This window comes from Acidovorax sp. CCYZU-2555 (genome assembly GCF_018413525.1).
Classification (GTDB): domain Bacteria; phylum Pseudomonadota; class Gammaproteobacteria; order Burkholderiales; family Burkholderiaceae_C; genus Comamonas.
Window position 1 is genome coordinate 1 of the sequence record NZ_JAHCDD010000046.1, and the last position, 16,549, is coordinate 16,549.

Genomic DNA, 16,549 nt, shown 5'->3' on the forward strand with positions numbered 1-16,549 from the left:
CAGCCGGGCGGGCTGCAGCGGCAGGGCGCGCAGCAGCGGTTGCAGGCGCAGCGGCACGCGGCGCGGCTTCGGGGCGGGACTCGGCCACGGGAGCGGGCGTATCGCGCAGCACACCCTTGATGACCGGCGTCTGCTTGTTGGTCGGCTCCTGCGAGCGGCGCGTCACGGCGGTGTTGGCTTCGACTTCTTCGGCAAGCTTGTAGCTGGCGTCGAGGTTCTCGAGGCGCGGGTCGTCGTGCTTGAGGCGCTCGAGCTTGTAGTGCGGGGTTTCCAGCGACTTGTTGGGCACCATCAGCACCGACACGCGTTGCTTGAGTTCGATCTTGGCGATCTCGGTGCGCTTTTCGTTCAGCAGGAACGAAGCCACTTCCACCGGCACCTGGCAGTGCACGGCGGCCGTGTTGTCCTTCATGGACTCTTCCTGGATGATGCGCAGGATCTGCAGCGCCGAGCTTTCGGTGTCGCGGATATGGCCCGAACCGCCGCAGCGTGGGCAGTTGATGTGCGCGCCTTCGGACAGCGCGGGCTTGAGCCGCTGGCGGCTCATTTCCATCAGGCCGAACTTGCTGATGCTGCCGAACTGCACGCGCGCACGGTCCTGGCGCAGCGCGTCGCGCAGGCGGTTCTCGACTTCGCGGCGGTTCTTCGACTCTTCCATGTCGATGAAGTCGATGACGATCAGGCCGCCCAGATCGCGCAGGCGCATCTGGCGCGCGACTTCGTCGGCGGCTTCGAGGTTGGTGCGTGTGGCGGTTTCCTCGATGTCGCCGCCCTTGATGGCGCGCGCCGAGTTCACGTCCACCGAAACCAGGGCTTCGGTGTGGTCGATCACCACGGCGCCGCCCGAGGGCAGGGTCACGGTGCGCGAGTAGGCCGATTCGATCTGGTGCTCGATCTGGAAGCGGCTGAACAGCGGAGCGTCGTCGCGGTAGCGCTTGACCCGGGCAGTGTGCTCGGGCATCACGTGCGCCATGAACTGCTGGGCCTGCTCGTAGATGTCGTCGGTATCGATGAGGATGTCACCAATCTCGTTGTTGAAGTAATCGCGGATGGCGCGGATCACCAGGCTCGATTCCTGATAGATCAGGAACGCGCCCTTGCCCTTGGTGGCGCTGTCGATCGCGCTCCAGAGCTTGAGCAGGTAGTTCAGATCCCATTGCAGTTCGGGTGCGCTGCGGCCGATGCCGGCAGTGCGCGCGATGATGCTCATACCCTTGGGGTATTCGAGCTGGTCCATCGCTTCCTTGAGCTCGGCCCGGTCTTCGCCTTCGATGCGGCGCGAGACGCCACCGCCGCGCGGGTTGTTGGGCATCAGCACGACATAGCGGCCGGCGAGCGAGACGAAGGTGGTCAGGGCCGCGCCCTTGTTGCCGCGTTCTTCCTTTTCGACCTGGACCAGCATTTCCTGGCCTTCGCGGATCACGTCATTGATGCGGGCCTGGCTGGCCGGGACGCCTTCGGCGAAATACTGGCGCGAGATTTCCTTGAAAGGCAGGAAACCGTGGCGGTCTTCGCCGTAATCGACAAAACAGGCTTCGAGCGATGGCTCCACGCGTGTGACGACTGCCTTGTAAATATTACCCTTGCGCTGTTCGCGGCCTTCGATTTCGATTTCGTAGTCGAGGAGTTTTTGACCGTCGACGATGGCCAGGCGGCGTTCTTCGGCCTGCGTAGCGTTGATAAGCATCCGTTTCATGATGCGTTTCCTTTATTCGTTATGAAGACGAGCCGATCGGCAGCCATAGCTGTCGGAGCGGCACGCCTGTGACTCTCAATCAAAGACGGGCTCTGTCGGAGCCGATGATGCCGGACTGACGTCTTGAAACGAATAGGAATGGCCGGGAATGCCGCGGGTTGCTGACCATCATCGAGTTATGTCAGCAAAGGGGGCAAAGGCGCGTGGATGGGAGCGAGTAAATGCGCGCGCAGTTTCACCATGGTGCGTGAAAGTGGCAGTGCAGGGGAAGCGGGAGTCTTGAGAGCGCGGACGGTCGAGTGCGGAGGTGAAGACCTCCGTCCCAGAAAGACCATCCATGCATAAAAGATCCACATGCTCGCTTTGATCCGTTGGCAGGTTGCGAACGCTTTGGTTCGCCGAAAGCTGCCAACTGTGAAATTCCGTTGTTTCAATTCGTCAGAATGCCCGGTGTGACACAGGCCAATACAGGCATCTGGCCTGCAATCTGCGTGTGCGAAACCGGCTGGCATCGACCTGCCTGCGCAGCGGGAAATGGCTGGGTGGACTAAACTCCATGCAAATCAACCACTTACACTAGTATCGCGCAGGTGAAACACATTATAGAGGGCAAACCGGCGATGGACCGAGCCCAAGGCATACCAGCCCCTGCTGCTCGCCTCATCGCAGTCGATGCCGATTCCGCTGGCCAGCGACTCGACAACTTCCTGATCCGCCACCTCAAAGGTGTGCCAAAAACCCACGTCTACCGCATCATTCGCAGCGGCGAAGTGCGCATCAACAAAGGCCGTGCCAGTGCCGACACGCGCGTGGCCGAAGGCGACAGCGTGCGCCTGCCGCCGGTGCGCATTTCGGAGAAAATCGCGGAAAAGGCCGCCAACCCGGCGCCGGCGCGCGAATTTCCGCAGCTGCTCGAAGACGACCATGTGCTGGCGATCGACAAGCCCGCGGGCGTCGCCGTGCATGGCGGCAGCGGCGTGAGCTTCGGCGTGATCGAACAGCTGCGTCAGGCGCGTCCCGAGGCCAAGTTTCTCGAACTCGTGCACCGGCTCGACAGGGAAACCTCGGGCATCTTGCTGGTCGCGAAGAAGCGTTCGGCGCTCACCGGCCTGCAGGACCAGTTCCGCGAACGCGAAACCGGCAAGACCTATCTGGCGCTGGTGCAGGGCAGTTGGCCCGCCAACAAGAAGGTCATCGACTCGCCGCTGCACAAATATCTGCTGCCCGACGGCGAGCGCCGCGTGCGCGTGACCACGGCCGACGACCCCGACGGCATGCGTTCGGTGACGCTGGTCAAGGTGCGCACGCACATCGCCGCACGCCCCTTGCAGGGCCTGCCCGCGATGAGCCTGCTCGAAGTCACGATCAAGACCGGGCGCACGCACCAGATCCGCGTGCACCTGTCGTCGCAGGGCCATGGCATCGTTGGCGACGACAAATATGGCGACTTCGATCTGAACCGCCGCGTGCAAAAGCATGGCCTCAAGCGCATGTTCCTGCATGCCTGGCGTTTACAGTTCAACCATCCTGCTTCGGGCGAGCGCGTGGAACTGCGCGCCGAATTGCCCGCCGAGCTTGCCAGCTTCGTGGCCTGAGGGCCTTGCCTTGTTGATTTCCGACGGAACCGCCATGTCTCTTGTTTCTCCCCGCCGCTTTGACCTGATCGCCTTCGACTGGGACGGCACGCTGTACGACTCCACGGCAGCGATCACCAAAAGCATCCAGGAAGCGGTGCGCGATGTGGGCGGCCAGGTGCCGACCCAGGAAGCCGCGTCCTATGTCATCGGCATGGCGCTGACCCAGGCGCTGGCCCATGCGGCGCCCGATGTACCGCCCGAAAAATACCCCGAGCTGGGCAACCGCTACCGCTACCACTACCTGCAGCACCAGAACGACCTGAGCCTGTTCGAAGGCGTCGTGCCGATGCTCGAGACGCTGCGCGAGAGCGGCCACCTGCTCACGGTGGCCACGGGCAAGAGCCGGCGCGGTCTCAATGAGGTGCTGGCCAGCGTCGCGCTCAAGGGCCTGTTCGACGGCTCGCGCACCGCCGACGAAACCGCGGGCAAGCCGCATCCGCTGATGTTGCAGGAGCTGATGGCCGAATTCGGCGTCGAACCCGAGCGCGTGCTGATGATTGGCGACACCACGCACGATCTGCTGATGGCGCGCAACGCCGGCTGCGCGCGCGTGGGCGTGTCGTATGGCGCGCATGCGACCGGCGGCTTTGGCGAATTCGAGCCGCTGTTCGTGGCCGAATCGGTCGCCGAGCTGCACCAGTGGCTGCTGACCAACGGCTGAGCGCGCAATGTCCACGTCGGTGTACCTGTGCCGCAGCGAAGACTTGCTGGAAGGCGGCTTGGCCCAGCCGTTCGACGTGGTCCACACGGGCCAGCGCTGCCGTGCGTTCGCGGTGCGTTTCGAAGGCAGCGTGCATGCCTATCTGAATCGCTGCACGCATATTCCCATGGAACTCGACTGGCAGCCCAACCAGATCTTCGACGATTCCGGGCAATGGCTGTTGTGCGCAACCCACGGTGCGGCCTATGCGCCCGACTCCGGTGCCTGTGTCGGCGGCCCGTGCCGCGGCGGTCTGGTGAAAATAGTCGTGCACGAAGCTCAGGGTGTGGTGCACTGGCATACTTCCCAAGACCTGCACCCTGTCGAGTTCTGACATGACCACCCCATTGACCCCTGGAACCCCTGGCTCCGATCCCGTTCACCCCGCAGCCCCCGATCTGTGGGCGCAGGCCCGGCCCGAAAGCGCCGCGCCGGCCGCCGCATCTGCTGCGCAGTCGCCGGGCTGGGAGCGTGACGTGCTCGAAAACCTCGTCATGGCGACCATTCGCGAACAACGCGCCGCGCGCCGCTGGCGGCTGTTCGGCCGCATGTCGTGGCTCTTGGTGCTGCTGGCGCTGGGCTGGATGATGTTCGGCCGCGATGTGGCCACCACATCGGTCAGCGGCCCGCACACGGCCGTGGTCGACATCAAGGGCGAAATCGCCACCGGCGCCGAAGCCAGCGCCGAATTCGTGGTCGCCGCCATGCGCAGCGCCTTCGAAGACTCGGGCTCGCGCGCCGTGGTGCTGCTGATCAACTCCCCGGGCGGCAGCCCGGTGCAGGCCGGCATCATCTACGATGAAATCCGCCGCCTCAAGGCCAAGCACAGCAAGCCGGTGTATGCCGTGGTCGAGGAAACCTGTGCCTCGGCCGCCTATTACATCGCGGCCGCGGCCGACGACATCTTTGTCGACAAGGCCAGCATCGTGGGCAGCATAGGCGTGCTCATGGACGGCTTCGGCTTCACCGGCACGATGGAAAAGCTCGGCGTCGAGCGCCGTCTGCTGACGGCCGGCGAAAACAAGGGCTTTCTCGACCCGTTCAGCCCGCAGACCGAAGCCCAGCGCCTGCACGCGCAGTCGATGCTCGACCAGATCCACCAGCAGTTCATCACCGCCGTCAAGACCGGCCGCGGCGAGCGCCTGAAGATCAACTCCGACACGTTCAGCGGCCTGTTCTGGACCGGCCAGCAGGCCGTCGAAATGGGCCTGGCCGACAAGCTCGGCAACCTCGACTACGTGGCGCGCGAAATCGTCAAGGTCGAGGAAGTGATCGACTACACACGCCGCGACAACGTCGCCGAACGCCTGGCCAAGAAGTTTGGCGCGGCGGTGGGCGGTGGGGCGGTGCAGACCTTGCGCTCGGCGCTTCCTGTGCTGCGCTGAACTCGCTGGGGCGGCTCCTTATATATCTGTAGGGCAGGTCGTCCACCCTTCGACTGGCTCAGGGCGAACGGCTTTCGGCATAGCTTGCGGCCTTTGATACTGGCGTGCTCCAGCATGGGGGCAGCGAGCAAGGGCCGCCCCGCAGCGAGGCTGCCGTCCCCCTCCACCGAAGGATGAGAGGGGGAAGCCGCGTAAGCGGCTCAGGGGGTGCTTTTCATTTCGGCGAATTCACGCGCCGGAATGGGCACCTCGCCGCGCGCCATGCGCATCAGCAGCGAATGCAGCATTTCCGATGACAGCCCATGCAGCACCAGCCGGTATGCCGCATACAGCGTGGTCATGGGCACCAGCGGGTGCTTGTTGTTGAGCAGCACCAGATGCTCGGGTGAGGCCAGGATCTTGGCGCAGTAGATCGCCACGGTCTCGTCGAGCTGCAGCGAATTGCTCGCGCGCCAGAAGTCGTTGTCGGTCAGCAGCAGCTGGTAGACCGGTGTATAGATTTCAATCGCGCTTTGCAGATCCAGCAGATTGAACTTGCCGCGCGGCATGTCCTCCAGCCGCAGTTCGGGCTCGTGCAGCATCGAAAAATCGGGCTCGGGCACGGGCACCAGTTCCTTGTTTTCGGCGCGCAAGGCCTTGTTCAGGCGAATCACGAAATTGAACAGGTTCAAGTCATGGCGCAGGAACAGCTCGTCCTTGACCTCGTCTATGGTCATGGGCTTGAGCGGCGCGGTGCTGACCGGCACGGGCGAGTTCGCCGAGACGAAGGACAGCACCTGCGAGCCCAGGTGGAAGTGCCGCATGATCAGCCAGTTGGCTTCGGGCGAAACGAAGCGGTTCATGCTGAACGCCAGCAGCCGGTGCAGCAGCATGGAATGCGACCAGCGCTTGGGCAGGAAGATCTTGAGCAGCTGGATGATGATCATCGACACCCGCGCCAGCGGCCGCACCAGCGGCAGGAAGAACTGGCGCGAGCTGCTGCTGCAGTCGCGCAGCCACGCGGCCTTGACGTCGTCGGGCAGGGGCGTGCTCTGGTCCAGATACAGCGCGAGCCAGGGGCTGGGGTCGCGTTCGTCCCAGTGGTGATCGGTGTATTCGTTCTTCATCGGCGCTTCCTTATTGTTCGGGCCGCACATGCTGGAACTGCATCAGATACATCGCCGCCGTATGGCGCGCGGTCTGCAAGATGGCCTGTTGGGCCGTTCCCGTGCTGTCGAGTTCCAGCGTCATCTGCACCGCCATCAGCCAGCGCTCGAGATGGTGCTCGTCGTTGGCGCCGTGGTATTCGAGGAAGCGGAACGCCTCGGGCGGCAGCGCCAGCGCGGCGCGCAGCAGCGGCAGCAGGCTGGGAACGATGCGCTGGCCCGTACCCTCGATGATGTAGATCGCGCCCAGCAGGCCTATCGGGTTGGGCGTCGCCGCCAGGCTGTGCAGATAGGCGTTGAGCGCTTCGCCACCGGGGTTGCGGCGCAGCTGGGTGATATCCGTCTGCGTTCCGCCGGCCTGGAGGTAATCGCTGTGCAGGATCTTGAAGTCGTTCTGTTCCTCGCCCGCGTGCAGGTCGATGAGCGCCGCGAGCGCCGCGTAGTCGCCGGTCAGCGAGGCCGCGCCTTCGCGCATCCACAGGCTGCCTTCGCGCACCTGGGGAATCCACTGGCTCATCCAGCGCACATAGTCTTGCGTGTGCAGCTGGCGCGTGCGTATGCGCTGCAGCAGCGGCGTGCGCCAGACGCTGGAGCGGTAGTCCTGCCAGATGCTGGCCAGCTCGGTCAGCAGCGGCGCCAGCGCCTTGGGGGCGGCTGCGGGGTCGTGCGGCGGCGCGATGGTGCTGACATCGGGCAGGGCGTCATCGGCGATGGCATCGCCGGCGTGGGCGGGCTGGCGTGGATACGCAGGCGCTGGGGCAGCGGGAGTATCGGCCACGGCCTCCCACAGCATGTAGCCTGCCGTGAAGCGCCCGGACTCGGGAATGAAGCACAGCACGGTGTCGCCGGCCTTCAGGCTGGAGCCCTTTTGCTGCAGAAACTCCGACAGCATGATGAAGATCGACGCCGCGCCGGTATTGCCGCGCCAGGCCAGGTTGCTCCACCAGCGCTCGCGCGGAATCGACAGCTGGGCCTTGCCCAGCAGGTCGTCGACCACGGGAATGAAGCGCTCGGACGAGTAGTGGCACAGGAAGTGGTCTATGCCGCGCTCGGGCACCCAGCCCTTGTGCGCGAGGTCGGCGTATTCGTGGATGCAGACGTCGAACAGGTGCGGCAGCAGGCGTATGTCCTGGCGCAGCGACAGCGCCCCAGCCGCCTCGGCATCGCCCCAGGCCGGGAAATCGAGGTGGCTCTTGCCGCGATCGGCCGTTAGACCGAGCTGCATGCAGACCGGGTAGTCGCCCGCGAAGCTGCGCAGATGGGTCCACTTGAGCTGCAGGCGCAGGCCGTTGATCTGCGGCAAGGCCTTGGGGCCGCCCAGCAGCACCGCGCCCGCGCCGTCCGACAGCATCCAGCGCAGGAAGTGGGCGTCGAAGTCGGTGTCGTAGCCCTGGGCCGCGAAGCGCGAGCGCTTGAACAGCCGCGAAGGCATTTCGCTGGCCACCGACAGCGCCAGGCGATGGGCGCCGCTTTCCACGGCCATGGCAGCGGCCTGCAGCGCGCCCACGCTGGCCGCGCAGACGCCGTGCACCGACAGCGTCTCCATCGGCGGCGCGGCCATTTCGCCCTGGATCATGTTCGCAAAGCCCGGCATCAGCGCGTCGCCGCCCGATGAGCCGCTCGACAGAAAGCCGATATCGGCCAGCGACTGGCCGGCTCCCGCGAGCGTCTGCTCAATCGCGCCCGCGGCCATCTGCGCATTGCTGAACACGGTCGCGCCTTCGCCGTCGATCGCGTAGTGGCGCGTCAGGATGCCGTTCTCGGCCAGGATGCGGCGCTTGAGGCGCTCGGAAATGCGGTTGAGCGGAGCGACAAACGCATCCATGCCCGCGTTGTCCACGGGCGCGCCGGGCAGGAACATTCCCGCGGATTGGAGAAAGACGTTGGAATAGGCAACTGGCATGGCTTCTTTTGTCGTTGATTATTGGATGGCGTCGGCCGGCATCTGCGCGCGGGTGCGCGCCGCGGGCCAGACCAGGCCCAGCACGAACACGCGTCCCATATAAGGCAGCAGCCCGCCTTCATTGAGCGCCGGGTCCACGCGCTGGCGGTAATGGTCGGCATGCAGCCGGGTCAGCTGCGACCAGTGGGCCTGGGGGTGCTCGTGGTGGGCCGTGTGCAGGCCGATATTGAACAGCAGCGGGTTGACCCAGCCTTCGAAATTGCGCGCGTAATTCAGCGGCTGGCCCGGCGTCTGGCGCTGGGCGCGCGTCAGCGGCCGGCCGTCGGCATGGGCATGCTGCAGGTAGTTGGTCGCGAGCAGCCAGTGCAGGCCATGCAACTGCGGCACGATGACGAACAGCAGCGCTTTTTTCCAGTCGAGCGCGAGCAGCAAGGCCCAGCTGCCCAGCCACAGCGCGTACTGGCCCATGCAGTAGCGGAACGCGCCCGGCGAATGCCGGCGCAGGCGTTGCAGCCAGCGCAGAAACAATGGGTAGAGCACCACGCCGGCCTGCAGCGGGTGTATCAGATAGCCCCACAGATGGTTGGTGTCGCCGCCGAATTCCGGCCGGTAGGTGCGCGCGATGTCGCGCGGCCCATGGCGAAAGCGGTGATGGTTGCCCACATGCGCGGGCCAGAACACGAAAGTCGGGTGGCCTTGCAGCAGCGTGAGCCAGTAGTCGGTGAAGCGGTTGGCGCGGCGCCCGCGCCACATACGCAGATGCGTGTGGTTGTGGTGAATGACGCCCGTGCCCAGCGTCAGGAACAGCGTCAGGCCGTAAAGCAGCCAATGGAAGCCCTGGGTCCATTGCCACGCGACCAGAAGCGGCAATGCGAGCATATAAGCGACCGATTGCCAGTCTCGCCGGTGGCGCAGGCGCGGCGCTTGCAATGTCATTCAGCGCGCGCCCGGCGCGGTCTTGACCTGGGTGCGCATGATCTGGTCCATGAACGCCAGCGCGAAGCCGTAATTGCCGGCCGGGCGCGCATGGTGCAGATGGTGGCGCCGGCTCGCGGCCAGCGGGTGGCTGTCGCCCACGCGTGGAAAGAAATCGTAATTGGCGTGACCAATCACATTGAGCAGCAGGCTCAGCACCGGAACGCTGGCCAGCGACCAGAACGAGAAGTCATGCACCAGCATGGGCAGCAGGATGACATTGCCCAGCATCATGGCTTCTATCGGGTGAAAGCTGTAGGTCGACCAGGGCGTGGTGACCACCGAGCGGTGGTGGTCGCCATGAAAGCGCACCAGCTTGCGCGTGTGCAGCAGCCGGTGGTTGATCCAGAAATGTACGTCGTTCCAGATGAGCAGCGCCGCGATCTCGAGCGCGATGCGGCCCGCGCCGGCATTGGGCGTGAGCTGCGCCCAGCCCAGCTGCAGAAAGCCCCAGGGCACGACCATTCCCAGGCCGAACACCAGCACCGAGTGGAACGACTGGCGCCATTCGCGGCGCAGCTGGTCGGGCTTGAGCGCGCGGGTATCGAGCGGCCGGCCCAGGCCGCGCCGCGCCAGCGAGCGCGTGAGCGCCGACATGCCCCAGCCGCCGAGGCAATACAGGCCGCCGAAAAAGGCCAGCCCCAGCGCCATCACCTGCCAGGCGGAAAGCTGGGTGAACCAGGTACCAGTGTCCATGAAGTCTCCATGACGTGAACGCCTTCCAACCGGGCGCAATGATAGCGGCAGAGGCTTGGTCCGCGCCGGCCTCAGCGACTTCAGCGACCTATGGCGAACACCACGGGCGTGCGGTTGTCGGCGGGCACGGGCAACTGTTTCCAGTCACGCACCAGCCGGCTTTCTATGCGCGCCGTGGCCAGCGTCAGGCCGGCGGCCAGCGCCAGGCGGCTGTTGGGCTGCAGCGTCTGCAGCAGCGCCTGCCACAGCGCGGGGTTGCGGTAGGGCGTTTCGATGAACAGCTGGGTCTGGCCCTGGCGCAGCGCCAGCGCTTCGAGTTCGCGGATGCGCTGCATGCGCGCCGCGCCGTCCTGCGGCAGGTAGCCGACAAACGCGAAGTTCTGGCCGTTGAGGCCGCTCGCGGCCAGCGTCAGCAGCAGCGACACCGGGCCGACCAAGGGCGCGACCGCCAGGCCCAGGTCGTGCGCGGCGCGCACGATGGAGCTGCCCGGGTCGGCGATCGCGGGCATGCCGGCTTCGCTGACCAGGCCGATATCGTGGCCCTGGAGCGCGGGCGCGAGCAGCGACTTGGCGTCGAACACCGCGCTGCCCTTGTCGCCATGGTCGCCCTTCTTGTGCGCTTCACGCGGCAGCTCGACGATGGACTGCTCCTGCATGGTCGCCGCGAGCGGGAAGAGGGGGGCGATGCGGTTCAGATAGCCGCGCGTGCTCTTGGCGTTCTCGCAGATCCAGTGCGTGAGGCCGGCGGCGCGGCGCAGCGTGGCTTCAGGCAGCACATCGGTCAGCGGGGCCTGGCTGTCGCAGCCGAAGTCCAGCGGCGCGGGAACGAGGTACAGCGTGCCGCGGGCGGGCTTGGTGGAAGTGTTCATGGCAGTTGCATTCCTGCGGCGCGCAGCAGCTGGGTGGTGCGGATCAGCGGCAGGCCGATCAGCGCGGTCGGGTCGTCGTTGAGGATCTGCATCAGCAGGCTGATGCCCAGTCCTTCGCTTTTCGCGCTGCCCGCGCAGTCATAGGGTTCCTCGGCGCGCAGATAGCGCTCGATCTCGTCGTCCGTCAGGTCGCGGAACTGCACTTCCACGGTGGCGAGTTCGGTCTGTGCGAAGCCGCTGGCCTGGCACACCACGCTCACGGCAGTCTCGAACAGCACGGTCTGGCCGCGCATGGCCTGCAGCTGGCGCACGGCGCGCTCGTGGGTCAGCGGCTTGCCCAGGGGCTGGCCCGCGAGGTCGGCAACCTGGTCGGAGCCGATCACGATGGCTTCGGGGTGCAGCGCGGCGACGGCGCGGGCCTTGGCCTCGGCCAGGCGCAAGGCGAGCGCGCGCGGGGCTTCACCGGGCAGCGGCGTTTCGTCGACTTCGGGCGATGCGGTCTCGAAAGGCAGGCCCAGGCGTGTCAGCAGCTCGCGGCGGTAGCGCGAGGTCGAGCCCAGAATCAAGGGACGCTGGCGCAAAGGGTTCGGAGTGGCAGGGGATTCAAGCATGGGCTGATTCTCTTACACTGGCTGCCATGACCAAGGAATTTTCCCCGGAACGGCTCGATGTCAAGGCGTTTGCGCAAGCGCAGGCGCACATCGAAGGCCAGGATCCGCTCTCGCAATTCAAACGCCTGGCGCTCGAAGCCCAGGGCCCGCACGATGGTGTGCATGTACGCTGGGCCGCCGAGGGCGAACTGCGCGCCGAAGCCGGCGCCGAGCCCCAGGTGTGGCTGCATCTGCAGGGCGAAACCGACCTGCCGATGATCTGCCAGCGCTGCCTCACGCCCGCGCCTATCGCCCTCGACGTGGAGCGGTCTTTCCGCTTTGTCGCCGATGAAGCCACGGCCGAAGCGCTCGACGACGAAAGCGAAGAAGACCTGCTCGCCCTGAGCAAGGAATTCAATCTGCTCGAGCTGCTCGAAGACGAACTGCTGATGGAGCTGCCCGTGGTTCCGCTGCATGATGTCTGTCCCGAAGCCGTGCCCCTGGCGTCGAGCGACGAAGATTTCGAACAGGCCAACAGCGAAAAGCCCAACCCTTTCGCGGCGCTTGCCGGCCTGCGCATTTCCAAGCCCAAGCCATAATCCCCTGCTGTTCGCACAGCCGATACAAGACACAAGGTCCGCCTGCGGCGAAGCCGCTCAGGGGGTTATTACCGCTTTCTTTTGGTTTGCGTTATACTCTTAGGCTTCTCGCGAATCCCCTCGTGTCTTCAATGGGCTGATCGCGTTTTTTACCAACCCCTTCAAGACTCAGGAGCCACCATGGCTGTTCAGCAAAACAAAAAATCCCCCTCCAAGCGCGGCATGCACCGTTCGCACAATGCGTTGAACGTGCCCGGCATCGCTGTCGAGCCGACAACTGGTGAAACCCACCTGCGTCACCACATCAGCCCCACCGGTGTCTACCGCGGCCGTCAGGTGCTGAAGAACAAGTCTGAAGCCTGATCTTCGACCGCTCCCACAGGGCCCGCGGCTACAAAAAAAGTAGCGCGGGCTTTTGTGTTTTTGAACGCATGATTTTTTCTTTGAGACCTCAATGCAGGTCCGCAAGTCGCCCATGATCACACTGGCTGTTGACTGCATGGGGGGCGATCACGGCCCCCGCGTCACGCTCGCGGCGTGCCGTCAGTTTCTCGACAAACATCCGAAGGCGCATCTGCTGCTGGTCGGCAAGCCCGACAGCCTGGAATCCTTCCAGCACGAACGTGTCACCCTGGTGCCCGCGTCCGAAGTCGTTGGCATGGATGACCCCGTTGAGGTCGCGTTGCGGCGCAAAAAAGACTCTTCCATGCGTGTGGCCATCGAACAGGTCAAATCCGGCGCCGCCGCGGCCGCCGTTTCTGCCGGCAATACCGGTGCGCTGATGGCCATCGCGCGCTATGTGCTCAAGACGCTCGACGGCATAGACCGTCCCGCGATCGCCGCCCAACTGCCCAACAGCAAGGGCCATGCGACCACGGTGCTCGACCTGGGCGCGAACGTCGACTGCTCGGCAGAACACCTGCTGCAATTCGCCTTCATGGGCACGGCCCTGGTCTCGGCGCTCGAAGAGAACTCGAAAGCTTCGGTCGGCCTGCTCAACATCGGCGAGGAAGCCATCAAGGGCAGCGATGTCATCAAGCGCAGCGGCGAGCTGCTGCGCAAGGCCGGCCAGGCGGGCGACATCAATTTCTTCGGCAATGTCGAAGGCAATGACATCTTCAAGGGCACGGTCGATATCGTGGTCTGCGACGGTTTCGTCGGCAACGTGGCGCTCAAGACCAGCGAAGGCGTGGCCTCGATGATCAGCAACGGGCTCAAGCAGGAGTTCAAGCGCAACATCCTGACCAAGCTCGCGGCCGTCGTCGCCTACCCGGTGCTGTCGGCGCTGATGAAGCGCATGGACCACCGCCGCTACAACGGCGCCGCGCTGCTGGGCCTGCGCGGCCTGGTTTTCAAGAGCCACGGATCAGCGGATGCGATTGCTTTCGAGTACGCATTGACCCGGGCGTATGATGCGGCCTGCAATAACTTGCTCGACCGCGTTCAGTCCCGGATTGCCCGTGCAGCGCCCTTGCTGGACGCCGTGCCTGCCACTCCGGTTCCGGCAGTGTCGGCGTCTTGAGCTTAAAAACAGATGAGAATTTACTCCCGCATCACCGGCACCGGAAGTTATCTGCCTCCGCGGCGCGTGACCAACCAGGACATGCAGGCCGATCTGGCCACGCGTGGCATTGAAACTTCTGACGAGTGGATTGTCGAGCGCACCGGCATCCGGGCGCGGCATTTCGCCGAGCCCGATGTCACCTGCAGCGACCTGGGACTCGAAGCCGCGCGCAACGCGCTCGAGGCCGCAGGCCGCACGCCCGAGGAAGTCGACCTGATCATCGTGGCCACCTCCACGCCCGACATGGTCTTTCCTTCGGCCGCAACCATCCTGCAGCACAAGCTCGGCGCCAACGGCTGCCCGGCCTTCGACGTGCAGGCCGTGTGCAGTGGCTTCGTCTACGCGCTCACGGTGGCCGATGCGCTGATCCAGACCGGCTCGGCCAAGTGCGCGCTGGTCATCGGCGCTGAAGTCTTCAGCCGCATTCTCGATTTCAACGACCGCACCACCTGCGTGCTGTTCGGCGACGGCGCGGGCGCGGTCGTGCTCGAAGCTTCCGAGCAGCCCGGCATCCTGGCCAGCGACCTGCATGCCGACGGCAAGCACAGCGGCATCCTGTGCGTTCCCGGCAACGTCTCGGGCGGCAAGATCATCGGCGACCCGGTGCTCAAGATGGACGGCCAGGCAGTGTTCAAGCTGGCCGTGGGCGTGCTCGAGAAAGCTGCGCGCGCCACGCTCGACAAGGCCGGCATGACCGACGCCGACATCGACTGGCTGATTCCGCACCAGGCGAACATCCGCATCATGCAGAGCACCGCCAAGAAGCTCAAGCTGCCGATGGAAAAAGTCATCGTCACGGTGGACCAGCACGGCAACACGTCGGCGGCGTCCATTCCGCTGGCGCTCGACCATGGCGTGCGCTCCGGACAGATCAAGCCCGGACAGAACCTGCTGCTCGAAGGGGTGGGCGGCGGCTTCACCTGGGGCGCGGTGCTGCTCAAGCTGTAACCAGCTGCGGCACGGCACTGGCGGGGCGGCGAGGCCGCCCCTTTTTTCACCAAAATCACAGACCATGAGTATGAAGAACTTTGCATTTGTCTTTCCTGGTCAGGGCTCGCAATCCGTGGGCATGCTGGACGCATGGCTGGACCACCCCGTGGTCGTCCAGACCCTGGTCGAAGCATCCGACGCGCTCGGCGAAGACGTCGCCCGTCTGATCCATGAAGGCCCCAAGGAAGCGCTGGCGCTGACCACCAACACCCAGCCGGTGATGCTGGTTGCCGCGGTCGCTGCATGGCGCGTCTGGAACGCCGAAGGCGGCGCCCAGCCCCAGGCCCTCGCAGGGCACTCGCTGGGCGAGTACTCGGCGCTGGTCGCTTCGGGCGTGCTGACGCTGGCCCAGGCCGCGCCGCTGGTGCGCCTGCGCGCCCAGGCCATGCAGGAAGCCGTTCCCGTGGGCACGGGCGCCATGGCCGCGATCCTGGGCCTGCCGGCCGCCACCGTGACCGCAGGCTGCGCCGAAGTCACCGCGGCCCTGGGCGGCGCTGAAGTCGTCGAGGCCGTGAACTTCAACGATCCCTCGCAGACCGTGATCGCGGGCAGCAAGCTGGCCGTCGAGAAAGCCTGCGAAGCCCTCAAGGCCGCGGGCGCCAAGCGCGCGCTGCCGCTGCCGGTCTCGGCGCCGTTCCATTCGAGCCTGATGAAGCCCGCGGCCGAAAAGCTGCGCGTCGCGCTCGCTGAAACGACGTTCGGCGTGCCGCAGATCCCCGTGATCAACAACATCGACGTCGCGGTGCAGACCGAGGCCGATGCGATCCGCGATGCCTTGTACCGCCAGGCCTTCGGCCCGGTGCGCTGGGTTGAATGCGTGCAGGCCATCAAGGCCCGCGGCATCACCCATCTGGTCGAATGCGGCCCGGGCAAGGTGCTCGCGGGCCTGACACGGCGCATTGACGCCGAACTCGTGGGCGCAGCCCTGTACGATCCGGCCACGCTGGCCGAAGTGAAGGAATTGTTCGCATGACAGAAACCAAGCCCCAAATTGCCCTCGTCACCGGTGCCACGCGTGGCATAGGCGCGGCGATCGCGCTCGAACTCGCGGGCCGCGGCTTCCAGGTGGTCGGCACGGCCACCTCCGACAGCGGCGCCGAGCGCATCAGCGAGGCCCTCGCGGCCTTCCCTGGCAGCCGCGGCGTCAACCTCAATGTCACCGACGGCGCAGCCGTCGAGGCGCTGATCGACGGCATCGTCAAGACCCAGGGCGGCCTGCATGTGCTGGTCAACAACGCGGGCATCACGCGCGACCAGCTGGCGATGCGCATGAAGGACGAAGACTGGGATGCGGTGATTGACACCAATCTCAAAGCGGTCTTCCGCGTGAGCCGCGCCGCCATCCGTCCCATGATGAAGCAGCGCTTTGGCCGTATCATTTCGATCACCAGCGTGGTCGGCGCATCGGGCAACCCCGGTCAGGCCAACTACGCCGCTGCCAAGGCCGGTGTGGCCGGCATGACGCGCGCGCTGGCGCGCGAACTGGGCAGCCGCAACATCACCGTCAACTGCGTGGCCCCCGGTTTCATTGAGACCGACATGACCGCGCAGCTGCCGCAGGAGCAGCGCCAGGCGCTGCAATCCCAGATTGCCCTGGGGCAACTGGGTCAGCCGTCCGACATCGCACACGCTGTCGCATACCTCGCATCCACGGGTGCGGGCTATGTCACAGGCCAGGAATTGCATGTCAACGGTGGCATGTATATGTAATTGTCAAGAGTCACGCCGTATGTCCGAGCGGCAAGTTGTGCAGGGGTTTTGCCCTGAGCAGCTAGAATCGCGGATTCATTCACAACCCCC

17 protein-coding genes are annotated in these 16,549 nt (G+C 65.3%); 10 read left to right on the forward strand and 7 right to left on the reverse strand.

Features of this window, described 5'->3' with window-relative positions:
* The coding region (locus KHY18_RS16355; RefSeq protein WP_213302045.1) for an Rne/Rng family ribonuclease at positions 1–1,696 on the reverse strand (1,696 nt) is incomplete at its 3' end.
* Positions 1,697–2,286: 590 nt separating this feature from the next.
* Between KHY18_RS16355 and KHY18_RS16360 the strand changes: the two genes are divergently transcribed.
* The 4 genes from KHY18_RS16360 to KHY18_RS16375 are packed head-to-tail and all read left to right on the forward strand — an operon-like array spanning position 2,287 to position 5,418.
* Positions 2,287–3,291 (forward strand): RluA family pseudouridine synthase, encoded by a 1,005-nt coding sequence (locus KHY18_RS16360; protein ID WP_213302047.1) that lies wholly within the window; start codon positions 2,287–2,289, stop codon positions 3,289–3,291.
* A gap of 34 nt (positions 3,292–3,325) precedes the next feature.
* Positions 3,326–3,994 carry an HAD family hydrolase gene (locus KHY18_RS16365; RefSeq protein ID WP_213302049.1) on the forward strand — a complete coding sequence of 223 codons (669 nt, stop codon included), beginning with the start codon at positions 3,326–3,328 and terminating at the stop codon, positions 3,992–3,994.
* 7 nt (positions 3,995–4,001) lie between these two features.
* Positions 4,002–4,367: a Rieske (2Fe-2S) protein gene (locus tag KHY18_RS16370; protein WP_213302051.1), complete on the forward strand. Its 366-nt coding sequence runs from the start codon at positions 4,002–4,004 to the stop codon at positions 4,365–4,367.
* A gap of 1 nt (position 4,368) precedes the next feature.
* Complete coding sequence (locus KHY18_RS16375; RefSeq protein ID WP_213302053.1) at positions 4,369–5,418, forward strand: S49 family peptidase; 1,050 nt, start codon at positions 4,369–4,371, stop codon at positions 5,416–5,418.
* Between the two features lie 200 nt (positions 5,419–5,618).
* Here KHY18_RS16375 and KHY18_RS16380 read toward each other — a convergent pair whose 3' ends face one another.
* The 6 genes from KHY18_RS16380 to KHY18_RS16405 form a co-directional block, all read right to left on the reverse strand.
* Entirely contained in the window at positions 5,619–6,524 is a 906-nt protein-coding gene (locus KHY18_RS16380) for a DUF6999 family protein (protein WP_213302055.1), read from the reverse strand.
* Between the two features lie 10 nt (positions 6,525–6,534).
* On the reverse strand, positions 6,535–8,466 hold the full coding sequence (locus KHY18_RS16385; protein WP_213302057.1) for a beta-ketoacyl-ACP synthase III: 1,932 nt from the start codon (positions 8,464–8,466) through the stop codon (positions 6,535–6,537).
* An 18-nt stretch (positions 8,467–8,484) separates the two neighbouring features.
* Positions 8,485–9,402 carry a fatty acid desaturase gene (locus KHY18_RS16390; protein WP_249729173.1) on the reverse strand — a complete coding sequence of 306 codons (918 nt, stop codon included), beginning with the start codon at positions 9,400–9,402 and terminating at the stop codon, positions 8,485–8,487.
* On the reverse strand, positions 9,403–10,137 hold the full coding sequence (locus KHY18_RS16395) for a sterol desaturase family protein (protein WP_213302060.1): 735 nt from the start codon (positions 10,135–10,137) through the stop codon (positions 9,403–9,405).
* An 80-nt stretch (positions 10,138–10,217) separates the two neighbouring features.
* Positions 10,218–11,006, reverse strand: a complete 789-nt coding sequence (locus KHY18_RS16400) for an SAM-dependent methyltransferase (protein ID WP_213302063.1) — start codon at positions 11,004–11,006, stop codon at positions 10,218–10,220.
* A complete protein-coding gene (locus KHY18_RS16405; protein ID WP_213302067.1) occupies positions 11,003–11,617 on the reverse strand; it encodes a Maf family nucleotide pyrophosphatase in 615 nt (204 codons plus the stop codon). Before KHY18_RS16405 ends, KHY18_RS16400 begins: the two co-directional genes overlap by 4 nt.
* A gap of 26 nt (positions 11,618–11,643) precedes the next feature.
* Here KHY18_RS16405 and KHY18_RS16410 point away from each other — a divergent pair, with 26 nt between their 5' ends.
* From KHY18_RS16410 to fabG, 6 genes are all read left to right on the forward strand, one after another.
* Entirely contained in the window at positions 11,644–12,195 is a 552-nt protein-coding gene (locus KHY18_RS16410) for a YceD family protein (RefSeq protein ID WP_213302070.1), read from the forward strand.
* 180 nt (positions 12,196–12,375) lie between these two features.
* Complete coding sequence (gene rpmF / locus KHY18_RS16415) at positions 12,376–12,558, forward strand: 50S ribosomal protein L32 (protein ID WP_159917732.1); 183 nt, start codon at positions 12,376–12,378, stop codon at positions 12,556–12,558.
* Positions 12,559–12,670: 112 nt separating this feature from the next.
* Positions 12,671–13,717: a phosphate acyltransferase PlsX gene (plsX, locus tag KHY18_RS16420; protein WP_213302073.1), complete on the forward strand. Its 1,047-nt coding sequence runs from the start codon at positions 12,671–12,673 to the stop codon at positions 13,715–13,717.
* A gap of 12 nt (positions 13,718–13,729) precedes the next feature.
* A complete protein-coding gene (locus KHY18_RS16425) occupies positions 13,730–14,707 on the forward strand; it encodes a beta-ketoacyl-ACP synthase III (protein ID WP_213302076.1) in 978 nt (325 codons plus the stop codon).
* A gap of 70 nt (positions 14,708–14,777) precedes the next feature.
* Entirely contained in the window at positions 14,778–15,722 is a 945-nt protein-coding gene (gene fabD, locus KHY18_RS16430) for an ACP S-malonyltransferase (protein ID WP_213302162.1), read from the forward strand.
* The gene (gene fabG, locus KHY18_RS16435; protein WP_213302079.1) at positions 15,719–16,459 is read left to right on the forward strand and encodes a 3-oxoacyl-ACP reductase FabG; all 741 of its coding nucleotides are present in this window, start codon (positions 15,719–15,721) and stop codon (positions 16,457–16,459) included. Before fabD ends, fabG begins: the two co-directional genes overlap by 4 nt.
* The last annotated feature ends 90 nt before the right edge of the window (positions 16,460–16,549 follow it).

Excerpts from the sequence above, each read along its gene's own strand:
- fabG (WP_213302079.1), top strand. The coding sequence starts at position 15,719 with ATGACAGAAACCAAGCCCCAAATTGCCCTCGTCACCGGTGCCACGCGT.
- KHY18_RS16365 (WP_213302049.1), top strand. The coding sequence starts at position 3,326 with ATGTCTCTTGTTTCTCCCCGCCGCTTTGACCTGATCGCCTTCGACTGG.
- KHY18_RS16385 (WP_213302057.1), bottom strand. The coding sequence starts at position 8,466 with ATGCCAGTTGCCTATTCCAACGTCTTTCTCCAATCCGCGGGAATGTTC.
- rpmF (WP_159917732.1), top strand. The coding sequence starts at position 12,376 with ATGGCTGTTCAGCAAAACAAAAAATCCCCCTCCAAGCGCGGCATGCAC.
- KHY18_RS16375 (WP_213302053.1), top strand. The coding sequence starts at position 4,369 with ATGACCACCCCATTGACCCCTGGAACCCCTGGCTCCGATCCCGTTCAC.
- KHY18_RS16390 (WP_249729173.1), bottom strand. The coding sequence starts at position 9,402 with ATGACATTGCAAGCGCCGCGCCTGCGCCACCGGCGAGACTGGCAATCG.
- KHY18_RS16380 (WP_213302055.1), bottom strand. The coding sequence starts at position 6,524 with ATGAAGAACGAATACACCGATCACCACTGGGACGAACGCGACCCCAGC.
- KHY18_RS16395 (WP_213302060.1), bottom strand. The coding sequence starts at position 10,137 with ATGGACACTGGTACCTGGTTCACCCAGCTTTCCGCCTGGCAGGTGATG.
- plsX (WP_213302073.1), top strand. The coding sequence starts at position 12,671 with ATGATCACACTGGCTGTTGACTGCATGGGGGGCGATCACGGCCCCCGC.
- KHY18_RS16410 (WP_213302070.1), top strand. The coding sequence starts at position 11,644 with ATGACCAAGGAATTTTCCCCGGAACGGCTCGATGTCAAGGCGTTTGCG.
- KHY18_RS16400 (WP_213302063.1), bottom strand. The coding sequence starts at position 11,006 with ATGAACACTTCCACCAAGCCCGCCCGCGGCACGCTGTACCTCGTTCCC.
- KHY18_RS16370 (WP_213302051.1), top strand. The coding sequence starts at position 4,002 with ATGTCCACGTCGGTGTACCTGTGCCGCAGCGAAGACTTGCTGGAAGGC.
- KHY18_RS16405 (WP_213302067.1), bottom strand. The coding sequence starts at position 11,617 with ATGCTTGAATCCCCTGCCACTCCGAACCCTTTGCGCCAGCGTCCCTTG.
- fabD (WP_213302162.1), top strand. The coding sequence starts at position 14,778 with ATGAAGAACTTTGCATTTGTCTTTCCTGGTCAGGGCTCGCAATCCGTG.
- KHY18_RS16425 (WP_213302076.1), top strand. The coding sequence starts at position 13,730 with ATGAGAATTTACTCCCGCATCACCGGCACCGGAAGTTATCTGCCTCCG.